The organism is Flavobacterium cheonanense (assembly GCF_039539185.1).
GTDB classification, from domain to species: Bacteria; Bacteroidota; Bacteroidia; order Flavobacteriales; family Flavobacteriaceae; genus Flavobacterium; species Flavobacterium cheonanense.
The window spans coordinates 230,796-245,521 of record NZ_BAABCT010000006.1 but is presented as its reverse complement, the minus strand read 5'-3'; the positions used below and the strand labels follow the sequence as shown (position 1 = coordinate 245,521).

Annotated in this window: 16 protein-coding genes and 2 tRNA genes; 11 read left to right on the top strand and 7 right to left on the bottom strand. The window is 31.2% G+C overall.

What is annotated here, in order from left to right:
• Positions 1-119 (top strand): T9SS type B sorting domain-containing protein (locus tag ABD766_RS12120; RefSeq protein ID WP_344816936.1); only part of this gene is annotated, 119 nt, incomplete at its 5' end.
• A gap of 152 nt (positions 120-271) precedes the next feature.
• Here ABD766_RS12120 and ABD766_RS12115 read toward each other — a convergent pair.
• The 3 genes from ABD766_RS12115 to ABD766_RS12105 form a co-directional block, all read right to left on the bottom strand.
• A tRNA-Val gene (locus ABD766_RS12115) sits at positions 272-346 on the bottom strand.
• 37 nt (positions 347-383) lie between these two features.
• Positions 384-461 (bottom strand) — tRNA-Val (locus ABD766_RS12110).
• Between the two features lie 72 nt (positions 462-533).
• A complete protein-coding gene (locus ABD766_RS12105; RefSeq protein ID WP_344816926.1) occupies positions 534-1,754 on the bottom strand; it encodes a bifunctional folylpolyglutamate synthase/dihydrofolate synthase in 1,221 nt (406 codons plus the stop codon).
• Positions 1,755-1,881: 127 nt separating this feature from the next.
• Here ABD766_RS12105 and ABD766_RS12100 point away from each other — a divergent pair, with 127 nt between their 5' ends.
• Positions 1,882-2,592 (top strand): MotA/TolQ/ExbB proton channel family protein, encoded by a 711-nt coding sequence (locus ABD766_RS12100; RefSeq protein ID WP_425556581.1) that lies wholly within the window; start codon positions 1,882-1,884, stop codon positions 2,590-2,592.
• Positions 2,576-2,971 carry an ExbD/TolR family protein gene (locus tag ABD766_RS12095; RefSeq protein ID WP_298119651.1) on the top strand — a complete coding sequence of 132 codons (396 nt, stop codon included), beginning with the start codon at positions 2,576-2,578 and terminating at the stop codon, positions 2,969-2,971. The genes ABD766_RS12100 and ABD766_RS12095 overlap by 17 nt, the downstream gene beginning before the upstream one ends.
• Positions 2,972-3,104: 133 nt before the next feature.
• On the opposite strand, the gene ABD766_RS12090 is transcribed toward ABD766_RS12095, so the two are convergent.
• The 3 genes from ABD766_RS12090 to ABD766_RS12080 are packed head-to-tail and all read right to left on the bottom strand — an operon-like array spanning position 3,105 to position 6,453.
• On the bottom strand, positions 3,105-4,025 hold the full coding sequence (locus ABD766_RS12090; protein ID WP_344816925.1) for an energy transducer TonB: 921 nt from the start codon (positions 4,023-4,025) through the stop codon (positions 3,105-3,107).
• A gap of 45 nt (positions 4,026-4,070) precedes the next feature.
• A complete protein-coding gene (gene nhaA, locus ABD766_RS12085) occupies positions 4,071-5,225 on the bottom strand; it encodes a Na+/H+ antiporter NhaA (RefSeq protein WP_344816924.1) in 1,155 nt (384 codons plus the stop codon).
• Position 5,226: 1 nt separating this feature from the next.
• Complete coding sequence (locus ABD766_RS12080; protein WP_344816922.1) at positions 5,227-6,453, bottom strand: Glu/Leu/Phe/Val dehydrogenase dimerization domain-containing protein; 1,227 nt, start codon at positions 6,451-6,453, stop codon at positions 5,227-5,229.
• A gap of 427 nt (positions 6,454-6,880) precedes the next feature.
• On the opposite strand from ABD766_RS12080, the gene ABD766_RS12075 reads away from it, so the two are divergent.
• Complete coding sequence (locus ABD766_RS12075; protein ID WP_298304192.1) at positions 6,881-7,732, top strand: DUF6268 family outer membrane beta-barrel protein; 852 nt, start codon at positions 6,881-6,883, stop codon at positions 7,730-7,732.
• Here ABD766_RS12075 and ABD766_RS12070 read toward each other — a convergent pair.
• A complete protein-coding gene (locus ABD766_RS12070; RefSeq protein WP_344816921.1) occupies positions 7,729-8,793 on the bottom strand; it encodes an anhydro-N-acetylmuramic acid kinase in 1,065 nt (354 codons plus the stop codon). The two genes, ABD766_RS12075 and ABD766_RS12070, sit on opposite strands and share 4 nt — an antisense overlap.
• 95 nt (positions 8,794-8,888) lie before the next feature.
• On the opposite strand from ABD766_RS12070, the gene ABD766_RS12065 reads away from it, so the two are divergent.
• The 7 genes from ABD766_RS12065 (at position 8,889) to ABD766_RS12035 (ending at position 14,489) form a co-directional block, all read left to right on the top strand.
• The gene (locus ABD766_RS12065) at positions 8,889-10,025 is read left to right on the top strand and encodes an acyl-CoA dehydrogenase family protein (protein WP_344816920.1); all 1,137 of its coding nucleotides are present in this window, start codon (positions 8,889-8,891) and stop codon (positions 10,023-10,025) included.
• 234 nt (positions 10,026-10,259) lie between these two features.
• The gene (locus ABD766_RS12060; protein WP_344816919.1) at positions 10,260-10,748 is read left to right on the top strand and encodes a DinB family protein; all 489 of its coding nucleotides are present in this window, start codon (positions 10,260-10,262) and stop codon (positions 10,746-10,748) included.
• Complete coding sequence (locus ABD766_RS12055; RefSeq protein ID WP_344816918.1) at positions 10,736-11,443, top strand: NRDE family protein; 708 nt, start codon at positions 10,736-10,738, stop codon at positions 11,441-11,443. Before ABD766_RS12060 ends, ABD766_RS12055 begins: the two co-directional genes overlap by 13 nt.
• Before the next feature lie 157 nt (positions 11,444-11,600).
• Positions 11,601-12,479: an ATP-grasp domain-containing protein gene (locus tag ABD766_RS12050; protein WP_344816917.1), complete on the top strand. Its 879-nt coding sequence runs from the start codon at positions 11,601-11,603 to the stop codon at positions 12,477-12,479.
• Entirely contained in the window at positions 12,479-13,117 is a 639-nt protein-coding gene (locus ABD766_RS12045) for a hypothetical protein (protein WP_344816916.1), read from the top strand. Before ABD766_RS12050 ends, ABD766_RS12045 begins: the two co-directional genes overlap by 1 nt.
• 73 nt (positions 13,118-13,190) lie before the next feature.
• Positions 13,191-13,874 carry an SDR family NAD(P)-dependent oxidoreductase gene (locus ABD766_RS12040; protein ID WP_344816934.1) on the top strand — a complete coding sequence of 228 codons (684 nt, stop codon included), beginning with the start codon at positions 13,191-13,193 and terminating at the stop codon, positions 13,872-13,874.
• A gap of 12 nt (positions 13,875-13,886) precedes the next feature.
• Positions 13,887-14,489: a SprT-like domain-containing protein gene (locus tag ABD766_RS12035; RefSeq protein WP_344816915.1), complete on the top strand. Its 603-nt coding sequence runs from the start codon at positions 13,887-13,889 to the stop codon at positions 14,487-14,489.
• The last annotated feature ends 237 nt before the right edge of the window (positions 14,490-14,726 follow it).

Below are 14,726 nucleotides of genomic sequence, written 5' to 3'. Positions count from 1 at the left end.
GATGGGATGGAACCTACAACGGAAACCTAATGCCATCAACGGATTACTGGTTTACAGTTGACTATCCAGAAGCTGGTGCGATGAAACAATTTAAAGCCCATTTCTCATTAAAAAGATAAAAAAACAACATATTAAATAAACAAAAAACTCCTCATTTTTGAGGAGTTTTTTTATTTAATATAAGAGATTTGATGATAGATTAATAAATTATTTGCTTTTAGAGAAGGATAAAAAAAAGACAAATTCAAAAAAATGAATCTGTCTTTTTTTGTGGGCGATGAGGGGTTCGAACCCCCGACCCCCTCGGTGTAAACGAGGTGCTCTGAACCAGCTGAGCTAATCGCCCGATAATGCTGTTGTATTATCAGTAAAATTGATAAAAGTGGTGGGCGATGAGGGGTTCGAACCCCCGACCCCCTCGGTGTAAACGAGGTGCTCTGAACCAGCTGAGCTAATCGCCCTTTTATCATGATTATGATTTCTCTTAATCAGGGTGCAAATATAAGGCTTATTTTTAATTCTGCAAACATTTTTTATAAAACTTCTGCTACCACAAAAGTACTTCCGCCTATGTATATAAAGTCTTTTTTAGTAGATAATTTCAAAGCTTCTTGATAAGCGTTTGAAATAGAATTATATACTTTTCCGTTTAATTGGAAATCCGCGGCTTTTTTTTGTAAAATTTCTGCATTTAATCCTCTTTGAATATTTGGTTTGCAAAAATAATATTTTGCATTCTTTGGAAATAAAGGCAATATTTCATTCAAATCTTTGTCATTTACTACTCCTAATACAATATGTAATTGTTCGAATTTTTCATTTTGGATTTGATTTAGAACTATTTTTAATCCATGTGAATTGTGAGCTGTATCACATATTACTTTTGGATTTCCCTTTAATTGTTGCCATCTTCCTTGTAATCCGGTGTTTTTTATTACTTTTTGAAATCCGTTCTTGATGTTTTCTTCGGATACTTTAAATTCATTTTGACTTTGTAAAACTTTAATGGTTTGAAGAACAGTTTTTTTATTATGAATTTGGTAGTCGCCTAATAGTGCTGATGGATATGTTTTTTCAATTAGTTCAGATGCAAAGAAAATTTCAGAATTGGTTTCTTTTGCTTTATTTAGAAAAACATTTTTTGTTTCTAAGGTGTATTCTCCAATCACAATTGGAGTGTAATTTTTAATTATTCCAGCTTTTTCGAATGCAATAGCTTCTAATGTGTTTCCTAGAAATTGTGTGTGATCTAAACCAATATTTGTAATGACTGAAATTAATGGATTTATTATATTGGTTGAATCCAATCTTCCTCCCATACCAACTTCGATTATATTGATATCCGTTTTTTCTTTTTTGAAATATTCAAAGGCTAGTCCGACGGTCATTTCGAAGAAGCTTAATTGGTTTTCTTCAAAGAAAGATTTATTTTTTGATATAAATTCACATACAAATTTCTCTGAAATTTCTTTACCGTTTATCTTAATTCGTTCTCTATAATCTTTTAAATGTGGAGATGTATAAAGTCCAACTTTATAACCAGCTTCTTGTAAAACTGATGCTAATAGGTGAGAAGTAGAGCCTTTACCGTTAGTTCCTGCAACATGAATACATTTTAAATCTCTTTCAGGATGACTTAAATGTTTAGAAAGTAATATAGTATTAGTTAAATCTTCTTTATATGCCGATGCGCCTTGTGTTTGATACATAGGTAGTTGGCTAAACATCCAATTTATAGTTTCTTGATAGTTCATTTCTTTTTAATAAAATAATCTTAAAACAAAATATTTTCCCAATTTTGTAGTTTAATATTGTATTAGAATTTATCTTTAGTGCAAATTTGAGATTATTTTTAACAACTAAATCAAAAATCTAATTTATATGATTAATTTTTTTCTTCAAGTCCAAAATGATACTATCGCTCAAGCTACAGGAGCAGTAATTGAAGGTACTGTAAATACAACTGAAATTTCCGTTTTAGGATTTATTTTAAAAGGAGGTTTTTTCCTTATTCCAATTGCTCTTTTGCTTTTTTATACTTTTTATATTATTATCGAGCGATATTTATATATTCACAAACGCGCAGTGATTGATCCAAATTTAATTCGTGATATTCGTGATAATTTGAATGCAGGGAATATTGATATGGCAGTTTCGGTTGCCGACAGAAGTAATACAGCATCAGGTTATGTCCTTAGAGAAGGTATTCTTACCATTGGAAGACCAATTTCAGAAATTGAATCAAATATGGAACGTGCTGCTAACATTGAAGTTGGCGAAATGGAAAAGAAACTTGGTCAATTGGGACTTATTGCAGGTATTGCACCAACCTTTGGTTTTATCGGAACTATTTCTGGAGTTATCAAAATTTTCTATAGTATTTCTCAAACGGAAGATATTAGTATAGGAAACATTTCAGGAGGTTTGTATGAAAAAATGATTAGTTCAGGAGCAGGATTAGTTGTTGGTATTATTGCTTATTCAGCTTATCACTTATATAATGGTAGAATTGATAGTTTCACCTTAGCAATTCAAAAACAAGTACTTGATTTTGTTAACATAATTCAACGTCCAAATGGTAAAACGAAATAAACGATTTCATGCAGAAGTCGCTACATCATCTTTGAGCGACATTATGTTTTTCTTGCTGTTGTTTTTCTTAATCATTTCCACTTTAGCAAATCCTAATGTGATAAAAATGACTTTGCCAAAGTCTAAAACAAGTGAGAAGACAAACAAGCAACTCATAAGTCTGTCCGTAACAGAAGACAAACGTTTTTATCTTGACAAGCAAGAAGTGGCTTTCGATCAACTTGAAGCTTCTTTGTTAGCTCAAATGGGCGATGCAAAAGACCAAACAGTTGTGGTTAGAATTCCATTTAATCTTCAAGTGCAAGATTTAGTTGATGTATTACAAATAGGCGTAAAGAACAAATTGAAGTTTGTTATAGCAACTAATAATTCTAAATAGTATCGGATTGTTCGGGATTTATCTGTAATCCATTTTCCTGCTTTTCATTATAATAAAAAATGCTTCCAAACAATGGAAGCATTTTTTATTTTCTCTACAATCAGGGCTAGATTGCCATTGTATTGAATATTTATTAATCTTTCAAACTGAAATTGTATTTTATAGTTCCAACTTGCTTTTCAGTTCCGTCAGGACTTGCGCTCCATTTGGTGTTCATTGCTGCAATTCTAGCTTGACTTGCTAAACAACTTGCGGCATTGGTTGTTCCTCTTGCTCCAGGTTTAGCTTCAATTACGTTTCCATTTTTGTCAACTGTGATTTGAACAACAACAATTCCTTCTTCGTTACAATTGTAAGCAGGTTGAGGCTTGCTTAAAGCCTTTCTACCATTTAAAGCATATCCAGAACCATTTCCTAAACCATTACCACTTCCGTTTCCGCCACCACTTCCAGAACCGCTTCCAGGTCCTGTTCCTATACCATTGCCAGATCCGTTTCCTCCACCTGTTCCTCCGCCAGAACCACCAGTTCCAGAATATCCTGAAGAGTTGATGTCGCCATTAGCACGTCCTTGATTTCCTGAAGTTCCGCTATTTCCATCACCGCCTTTTTTATTTCCTTTTAAAATGTTAGCTAAAGCATCATCAACTTTTTTAACTGGTTTTTTTACTTCAGTAGGTTTCTTAATTTCAGGTTTTACAATTGGTTTTGGGTTTTTTACAGGTTTTGTTTTCGGGATTACAGCATCCGTTTTATCTGCATCCGTATCTTCGGATATTATATCTTCATCTGGAGTTGGTTGTGATTCATTGTTTTTTGAAACTTCTTTAACATCTAATTCTTTACTTTGAAAATCAGCGCCAGAACCAAAGTCAGTGTCACCAAAGTTAACAGTAACTCCGCCACCGCCACCACCGCCAGCTAATAGAGCAAGTTCAGCATCTGATGGAGGCCAAAAGCGAATAAAAAACATAATCAATAGCAATACAGCATAGATAAGTGTCGCAATTAAAAGCGATTTTCTTTTGTCAGCAGGTGTAGAATCTAAACTCATAATTACTGTTTTATATGTTTTAACGTTGAAATATACTAAAAATTGTTATTCTTCTTGCAAGGGATTAACATTTGATAAACTTTTCTTTAGCCAAATAAATCCAATTAGACCTGAAATTAATGAGCCAATCAATATCATAAACTTAGAATTAGTAATTATTTGATTGTCTTCAAATGCTAAAAGCGTAACAAAAATGGACATTGTAAAACCGATTCCTCCAAGGAATCCAACACCTATAATTTTTTTCCAACTCAAGTCTTCCGGTAAATGGGTAAGTTTTAATTTTACAGATAAATAAGTGAAAAGAAAAATTCCAATAGGTTTCCCAAGTACCAATCCAAAAATAATGCCTAATGAATAGGATTCAGAAAAATTGTGAACCCAATCTTTACTAATAACAATGGCTGTATTGCTCAAGGCAAAAATCGGAATAACGATAAAAGCTACAGGATGATGCAACCAATGTTGTAATTGAGACGAAATAGTTTTAGAACTTCCATTTCCAAAAGGAAGAGCGAAGGCTAATAAAACGCCAGTGATTGTAGCGTGAACTCCAGAATTTAACATAAAATACCACATAAAAATTCCTCCAACAAGATATAAAATCAAGTTAGTTACTTTCAATCGATTCATAATCAGAAGCACTCCAAAAATAGAAAGTGAGATAATTAGATTGGTAAAGTAAATGGTTTTGGTATAAAAAAGTGCAATTAAAATTATGGCGCCTAAATCATCAATAACAGCAAGAGCGGTAAGAAAAATTTTGAGTGAAATTGGTACTCTGTTTCCCAATAATGATAAAATTCCAATTGCAAAAGCAATATCTGTAGCCATTGGAATTCCAATTCCGTGTTCTGTAGGAGTTCCAGCATTGAAAGCAAAATAAATTAAAGCAGGAATTAACATTCCACCCAAAGCTCCTGAAATAGGTAAAATGGCGTCTTTTATTTTGGATAATTCTCCTTTATAAACTTCTCGTTCTAATTCTAATCCAATTAACAAAAAGAAAATAGTCATCAACCCATCATTTATCCAATGCTCGGCACTGTGACTTCCAATTTGGTAATGCCACATAGCAATATATTCTTCAGAAAATGAAGAATTTGCAATGACAAGAGAAATAACTGTACAAATTAATAAAACTAATCCGCCAGCTTTTTCACTCTCAAAAAATGATTGGAATAATCCTTTTGGTTTCATTTTACACCAATTGTTTTAATGCAATTTCAAATGCAGTTGCGCTGATGTTTACTTTTGAATTATTTAAATCGTATGTTTTTTCGATAGCTTTTTTGATAGTTTCAGAAATGTCATAAAAAACTGCTTCATCAGTCATTTGTACTTTTTTCTCCATGAAATAAGCGAAAACTCTCGCCATTCCACAATTGGAAATAAAGTCAGGAATCAGACTCACTTTGCTATCCGTTTCTTCCATAATTGGTCCGAAGAAAATTTCTTTATCTGCAAATGGTACATTCGCACCACATGAAATCACTTCTAAACCAGAACCTATTAAATTATCCAATTGATCTTTAGTTACTAATCTTGAAGCTGCGCATGGAGCAAAAATATCTGCACCAATAGTCCATATTTTTTGATTGATTTCTTCAAATGGAATCATATTTTCTGCTACCAATTTGTTACCATCTTTATTCAAAAATAATCGTCTGATTTCTTCAAATGAGAATCCGTTTTCGTTGATGATTCCACCATCGCGATCAATAATTCCGATAACTTTCACGCCCATTTCAGCAAGATAAAAAGCTGCGGCTGATCCAACATTTCCGAAACCTTGAACGATTGCTTTTTTATCGTGGAAATCGCCTCCATAAGTATTGTAGTAATGGCGAACTGCTTCTGCAACTCCATAACCTGTAATCATATCGGCAACGGTGTATTTTCTTAATACGTCAGGTGAGAATTTTGGGTTTTCAATTACTTTGATAACGCCTTGACGCAATTGTCCAATTCTATTGATTTTATCAGCTTCGGTTGGTTTGAAATGTCCGTTAAAAACACCTTCTTGCGGATGCCAAACACCGCATTCTTCTGTATATGGAATTACCTCGTGAATTTCGTCAACATTCAAGTCACCACCGGTTCCGTAATAACTTTTCAATAAAGGCGAAACTGCTTTGTACCAACGTTGTAAAACGCCTTTTTTGCGTGGGTCATTTGGGTCAAAATTGATTCCAGATTTTGCACCACCAATTGCCGGACCAGAAACAGAAAATTTCACTTCCATTGTTTTGGCTAAAGATAAAACTTCGTTCATGTCTAGTCCTTTTCTCATTCGAGTTCCACCGCCAGCTGCGCCACCACGTAGTGAGTTTATTACTGTCCAACCTTCTGCTTCGGTTTCGCTATCTTTCCAGTTAAATACTATTTCGGGTTGTTTGTTTTCAAATTTTTTAAGTAAATCTTTCATTGCTTGTTTATGTAGTCTGTTTGTGTTGCAAATATAAGGTTTTTAAAAGATATAATTCTGTAAACAAAATAGCGTTTTAATATTCTAATACAGAGCAATGTTCTATTTTAGTTCCAAGAACATTACTCAAAACATTACTTTTTCAAGTAATTTCAAAACAACTAAAAGAGCAAAAAAATAAGGATTTCTTAAAATTCTAATGTTTTGTTGTTAGGAATTAAGAGTATTATATTAGGTATGTGAAATTTCACTTTTATAAATATAGTTTCCTATTTTAGCAAAATATATTTTATTGTGTTGTGATTTTTATAAAATTATTTAAATTTGAATGCGTGCATATTAAAGATAAAATTTGCTGCATTTTTTTAATTTAATAGCAGTTTTTGATAAGAAAAAAAATAATGATTTTGAACATTTAAAATTTAGTATGAAAACAAAGTTTGTATTAGTTATTGTATTAATCTTTTCTTTTGTAAGGGTCTATTCTCAGGTAGAAAATAGAGCATCACTATTTTATTCGTATTATGCACCATCTTCGGATAATGGTTTTGGAAATATAGAACAATCCAATGTTGATTTTCAATACAATTTAAAAACTAAAGTTATTGCAAAAAAAATGAGATGGGACAACGCTTTCTCATATAAAACTGTTCTTTTAGATGCTGATGTTAATGAAAACGATCTAACAGATTTATCTTATTCTACATCATTTGTTTATACTAAGAATGCTAAAAATTTCTTGATTGGAAATGCTAGGTTAAACTACAGAGCCGAAAATAATATAGCTATAACAAATAACGCAATTTATCCAGCAATCTCTTTTGGTTATATGAGACAATCACAAAAAAATAAATCCATTCGATGGGCAACAGGTTTAAGTTATAACAATGATTTTGGTAAAAATGTGTTGCTTCCTTTTTTTATTTTTAATTATGAAAAACAAAAAATGAAGTTTAATGCAACATTACCAACATCAGTTTTACTGCTATTTAGAAGTAATCCTAAATTTTACTACGGATTGAATGCGACATTAAATTCTTCTATTTTTGAAGTAGAAGACCCAAATTATGATAGATTAAAGTTATTGAATGCTAATTTCTTTGCTTTCTCCCAAATAAAAATTCATGATAAATTTTGGTTAGAAATAAAGCCAGGTATAACCATGAGACGAGATGTGGATTTTTTACAAAGCAATTTCGAGCCAGTGAATTCAAATGCTGAAAATAGGTTAGAACCAAATTTTGTAATTACTTCGGGAATTGTTTACAGAATGAATTAATGGTAAATAATACCAGATGAATGATCCATCTTAGCACCAGTAACACTACTCAAAACATTGATTTCATTTCGTAATTTCAAAACTCCTAAAAGTCCAAAAATCAAGGCTTCTTTAAATTCTAAAGTTTTGTTATCAGGAATAATGATTTCAATTTTTGGTAAGTGAAACTGCATTCGTTCAATTAGAAAATCATTATAAGCTCCGCCACCAGTTATTAGAATTTTTCCGGTTTTGTTTGGCAATGCTAATGAAGTTTGCAAAGCAATATGTTCGGTAAATGTGTGCATTTTATCTTCAATCGAAATCGAATATTTTTCAATTAATGGTAACACAATTTCTTTTACAAATTCAAAACCGAGTGATTTTGGAAACGATTTTTTGTAATAATCTAAAGCGTTTAATTCATTCAATAAATTAGAATCAACTTTTCCTGAACTAGCAATTTTTCCTTTATCATCATAATCTAATCCTATTTTATTGGCATAAAAATTCAGAACAGTATTTACAGGCGAAATATCAAAAGCAATTCGTTTTGAATTATCTTCAAATGAAACATTAGAAAATCCACCTAAATTCAAACAATAATCATATTCTGAAAATAAAATTCTATCGCCAATTGGCACTAATGGCGCACCTTGACCACCCAATTTTACATCTTGCACACGAAAATCACAAACTACTTTTTCTTGAATAATTGATGTGATTTTTGGAAGATTTCCAATTTGAAGTGTGAAACCATTTTGAGGTTGGTGAAAAATAGTATGTCCATGCGAACAAACGGCATCAAGATTTTTTATTTTATGATTTGTAATAAATGATTTTATGATGTTTCCTAAAAGTTCGGTATACTCTTCATTTAATTCAATCAAATTTTCTTCAGAAAAACTTACCGCTACTTTCAATTTGTTTAACCAATCTTGAGAATATGAAATGGTTTCAGATTCCAAAATTTGATAACGCCATTTGTTGTCTTTTATGGTAAAATTGATGTGTGCTAAATCGATTCCGTCAAGCGAAGTGCCTGACATTACTCCTATAATTTTGTAAGTTTCTTTAAACATTGGCTAAAATTACGAAAACGTTTTAGAAATTGATGAAAATGTGCTATTTTTGGACACTAAAATTATCGATTTACTAAATAAACTAATACAAAAATATGGATTTTAATCTTACCGAAGAGCATTTGATGATTCAGCAAGCTGCGAGAGATTTTGCTCAAGCCGAACTACTACCTGGAGTAATTGAAAGAGACGAACATTCTAAATTTCCAACAGAGCAAGTCAAAATGATGGCTGAGTTAGGTTTTATGGGAATGATGGTTAATCCTAAATATGGTGGAGCTGGTTTAGATAGCGTTTCTTATGTTTTGGCAATGACTGAAATTGCAAAAGTGGACGCATCGGCTGCCGTAATCATGTCGGTAAATAACTCATTAGTTTGTGCTGGTATGGAAAAATATTGTTCGGAAGAACAAAAAATGAAATATTTAGTTCCGCTTGCAAAAGGTGAAGTTATTGGTGCTTTTTGTTTGTCAGAGCCAGAAGCTGGAAGTGATGCAACTTCTCAAAAAACAACTGCAATTGATAAAGGAGATTATTATTTGCTAAACGGTACAAAAAACTGGATTACAAACGGATCAACAGCTTCAACTTATTTAGTAATTGCCCAAACTGATGTTGAAAAAGGTCACAAAGGAATCAATGCTTTTATTGTAGAAAAAGGATGGGAAGGTTTTGATATCGGACCAAAAGAGAAAAAAATGGGAATTCGCGGAAGCGATACGCATTCCTTATTATTCAACGATGTAAAAGTTCCAAAAGAAAATAGAATTGGTGCAGACGGATTCGGTTTTGCTTTCGCCATGAATGTTTTAAACGGAGGAAGAATCGGAATTGCATCGCAAGCATTAGGAATTGCAACTGGAGCTTATGAAATTGCTTTAAAATATTCGAAAGAAAGAAAAGCTTTTGGAAAAGAAATTTTCAATCACCAAGCTATTGCTTTCAAATTGGCTGATATGTATGTGAAAGTTACTGCAGCTAAATTATTAGTAATGAAAGCAGCTTGCGAAAAAGATGAAGGAAAAGATATTGCACATTCTGGAGCTATGGCAAAATTATATGCTTCTGAAATTGCTTTAGAAGTTGCTAATGAAGCGGTTCAAATTCACGGTGGAAATGGTTATGTTGCTGAATACCATGTAGAACGTATGATGCGTGATTCTAAAATCACTCAAATTTATGAAGGAACTTCTGAAATTCAACGTATTGTAATTTCTAGAGGATTGGTATAATCAATTTGAATAAATAATATTTAAAAAGCTCTTTAAGTAAATTTCTTAAAGAGTTTTTTTGTTTAAATTGTTAAAACCGTAATCGAACACTTTTTATTTTGGCAATAATTACGTTTCTTTGTTGTTTACTATTAATTTACAATCAAAAGCACAAACTATTAGATTTATTAAAATTCAAAATCTAGAAAACTTGGTTGTGTTTTATATCGTATATATAAAAAAGATGCTATACATATGTTAATTCCTTCAATTCATAAAACATTAAACGAGTTAAATGACTTGTTGTCTCAATTATCGAAAGATGATTATACATTTCAATGCAGTGGATTGAGTAATGCTACAATTGGTGAGCATACACGTCATATAATTGAACTTTTTCAATGTTTAGAAAATCAATATGAAAGTGGTGTTGTAAATTATGATAGTAGAAAAAGAGATTATGCTATTCAAACATGTACTGAAACAGCAAAATCCGCTATTGAAACTATAAAAAGTAATCTTGAAAAGCCAAATAAAAATTTGCTTTTGCATCAAGTTATTGACGGCGAAACTTTAGAAATAGAAAGTAATTATAATCGTGAATTACTTTATAATTTAGAACATTGTATTCATCATCAGGCATTGATAAAAGTGGCGGTTTTACAAAATGATTCAATAACAATTGACTCAAATTTTGGAGTGGCTCGTTCTACAATTGAATATAGAAATCAATGTGCACAGTAAGTTTTGTTTTTTCTAACGGAAAAGCAATTTTAACACACAATCGTGATGAAAAAGTAGCTCGTCCAAGTGCTATTGAACCTCAAAAATACATTGTAAATAACAAAAAAATCTATTTTCCAAAAGACCAAAAAGCTGGTGGGACTTGGTATGCTGTTGCCGAAAACGGAACTGTTTTAGTACTGCTAAATGGCGCAGATGAAAAGCATCAATTAAAACCATCTTACAGAAAAAGTCGCGGATTAATTGTATTGGATTTAGTAAGTTCAGATTCACCCATTGAGGAATGGAATACCATTGATTTATTTGGTATTGAACCCTTTACAATTGTATTATTTCAGGACAAAAAATTGTACCAATTACGTTGGAATGAAGTCGAAAAATCTACTTTAAATTTAGATGTAAATCAAAGTCATATTTGGTCTTCGTCAACATTGTATCCAAAAGAAATTCGTGAACATAGAGTTGAATTATTTCAAAATTTTATTGTTTCAAATGAAGTTTCTGCTGAAAAACTTTTTCAATTTCATCGTTATGCAAAGGAAGATGATCAAGAACACGGATTGATTATCAACAGAAATAACGAAATGAAAACCTTGAGTATTACCCAGACTATAATTCAAGAAAATAAAGTTGTACTTTCGTATCACGATTTACAAAATCAGGAGGAATTTACTAATTCAATTACAATACAATAAGTTGAAACTTTTTTTTCATAAACTTTTTCGTTGGGAATATTGGCCGTTTCAAATTGTCTATATTCCTATTTATTTTTTGTGGGCTTTTTATGCCGTAAAAGCGCGAACAATTTTCTTTTTTAACTCATGCAATCCTAAGATAAAAAATGGTGGATTTATGGCAGAAAGTAAAAAGGAAATTTATGATTTAATTCCACAAAAGTATTACCCAAAAACCGAACTGATTATAGAGAATAATGATTTTGAAAAAGTAATTTCAGTTTTTCAAAATTCAACCATTCAATTTCCATTTATTGCAAAGCCTGATATTGGTTTGCGAGGTTCGGCGGTGCAGAAAATTCATAATTTAGAAGAATTGAAAACCTATAATTCTAATGCAAATTTTGATTATTTAATTCAAGATCTGATTCCTTATGCCAATGAAGTTGGTATTTTCTATGTTCGATTTCCAAACGAAAATAAAGGAAAAGTAACTGGAATTGTAGCCAAAGAATATGTAATTATTGAAGGTGATGGAAAAGCAACAATGGAGCAATTGATAAGAGCAAATCCTCGTTATGAATTACAAATTGAAAATATTAAAAAAGATTTCGGAGCTCGATTTAATGAGGTTTTAGAAAAAGGTAACAAACTAAATCTTGTTCCTTATGGAAATCATGCTCGTGGTGCAAAGTTTATTGATGCAAGCAATTTAATTACAGATAAATTAAATGAAACTATTGATTCAATGTGTCAAGAAATTTCTGAGTTTTATTTTGGAAGATTGGATGTAATGTATGATTCATGGATGGATTTAGAGCAAGGAAAAAACTTTGCTATTGTTGAAATAAATGGCGCAGGAAGTGAGCCAACACATATTTATGACCCAAAACATTCTTTGTTTTTTGCTTGGAAAGAATTGGCTCGTCATATCACTTATATGTATAAAATAAGTGTTCAAAATCATAAAAGAGGATTTCCTTATTTGGAGCATAAAGAAGGAATGCGTCAATATAAATTGCATTTGGAACAAAGTAATAAGATTGTAAATTTTTAATGCAAATTCTAAAAAACATATTCGTCGGATTTTTAGTCAGTTTTATTGGCTCAATTCCGCTTGGTTATTTGAATATTGTGGGTTATGAAGTTTATAAAAGTTTCGGATTAAACGAAACCATTTTCTATTTACTTGGTGTGATCTCGATTGAGTTTTTTGTAATTTATTTCACCTTGATATTTGCTAATAAATTAATTGAAAACAAAAAACTGATTAAATTTATTGAAGCATTTTCTATCATTTTTATGTTTCTATTGGCTTATATTTTTTATTCAAGTGCATCAAAAGAAGCATCTTCACAAACAGTTTTAGACAAATATGTTGATTATTCTCCATTTGTTGTTGGAATAATTCTAAGTTGTTTAAACTTTATTCAAATTCCGTTTTGGACAAGTTGGAATTTGTATCTTTTAAATGGAAATTATATAGAAGTATCCAAATCAAGAAAATATTTCTACGTTTTCGGAACTATTTTTGGAACCTTTTCTGGAATGTTAGTTTTGATTTTATCTTTAGATTATGTAACCAATCAAACTGATTTTTTAGCAAAATATTTAATGAAAATAATAATTCCGTTAGTATTTATAATTTTGGGATTAGTACAAGGATTTAAGTTTTATAAAAAGTATTCTAAATAGTTTTTTTATCTTTACCATCAAGTAAAGAAACAAATGAAATCAAAGATTTACTAACACCAAAAAACAATTTTAAATTGTGAGTAAAAACATTATTATTACAGGAACTTCTCGCGGAATTGGATATGAACTGGCATTACAATTTGCAAATGCTGGACATCAAGTCTTAGCCATTTCAAGAAAAACACCTCAAGAATTAATTGATAATCCAAACATTACTTGTCTATCAATTGACATTGCAGTTGAAGACGAAATGCACACCATTGATAAATTCATAGCTTCCACTTGGAAAAAAGTAGATGTTTTAATCAATAATGCAGGATGTTTAGTTAATAAACCATTTTCACAATTGACACAATCTGATTTTGAAAGAGTTTACAAAGTAAATGTTTTTGGAGTAGCTAATTTAATTAGAACTTGCTTGCCTTACATGCAAAAAGGAAGTCATGTGGTTTCAATAAGTTCTATGGGCGGAATCCAAGGAAGCATGAAATTTCCGGGATTAGCAGCTTATTCATCTAGTAAAGGCGCTGTAATTACACTTTCAGAATTATTGGCAGAAGAATACAAAGAACAAGGAATTGCGTTCAATGTTTTAGCTCTTGGAGCTGTTAATACCGAAATGTTGCAAGAAGCATTTCCAGGTTATGAAGCACCGATTTCACCAAAAGAAATGTCCGATTATATTTTCAATTTTGCTTTAACAGGAAATAAATTTTATAATGGAAAAGTGTTGCAGGTTTCTAGTTCAACTCCATAAAATGTTTTTAAATTGAGCGAAGTCCTATCAAAATACCTTCCTGAGCATGCTGTCGAATTGTGTTTTGAATTAATCAAAGCTAATTCGGTGCATTTAAAAATCGTTAATGAGCGACAAACGCGCCATGGTGATTATCGAAAAGGGCTTTCAGGTAAACACGAAATTACTGTAAATGCCAATTTAAATAAATACCGATTTTTGATAACATTAGTTCACGAAATTTCACATCTAGTAGCTTTTGAAAAATACGGAAGAAAAATTTTACCTCATGGAGTAGAGTGGAAGATGACGTTTCAAAGATTGATGGTTCCTTTTATAAGACCTGAAATTTTTCCGCATTCGGTTTTGCCTTTGGTGGCGAGTCATTTTAGAAATCCAACTGCTAGTAGTGATACTGATGCCAAATTAGCTTTTGCTTTAAAACAATTTGACGAAAGAAAGCCAGATGTTCATTACATTCATGAAGTGCCAAGTGGAAGTTTGTTCAGAATAAAAAACGGAAGAATTTTTCAGAAAAAAGGACTTAGAGTAAAACGATATGAATGTATTGAAGTAAAAACAGGAAGAACTTTTTTGTTTAACGCCAACGCTGAGGTTGAAATAATTCCTGGATAAGATGATGAAATTTAAAGCATATTATTTGTTGTTGATTTCATCACTGATTTTGTTAATCTTAGGCTTTTTAGTGGGTGAAGAAACATTTGACATTAATGTACATGACACTTATTATGTAATTGCAAATTGTCATTTGTATAGGTTGTTTTCTTCTTTACTATTCATTATTTTTATATTTTACTTTTTATTAAATATTATTAAAATTGAGCTAAACAAAATAATTTCTAAAATTCACAT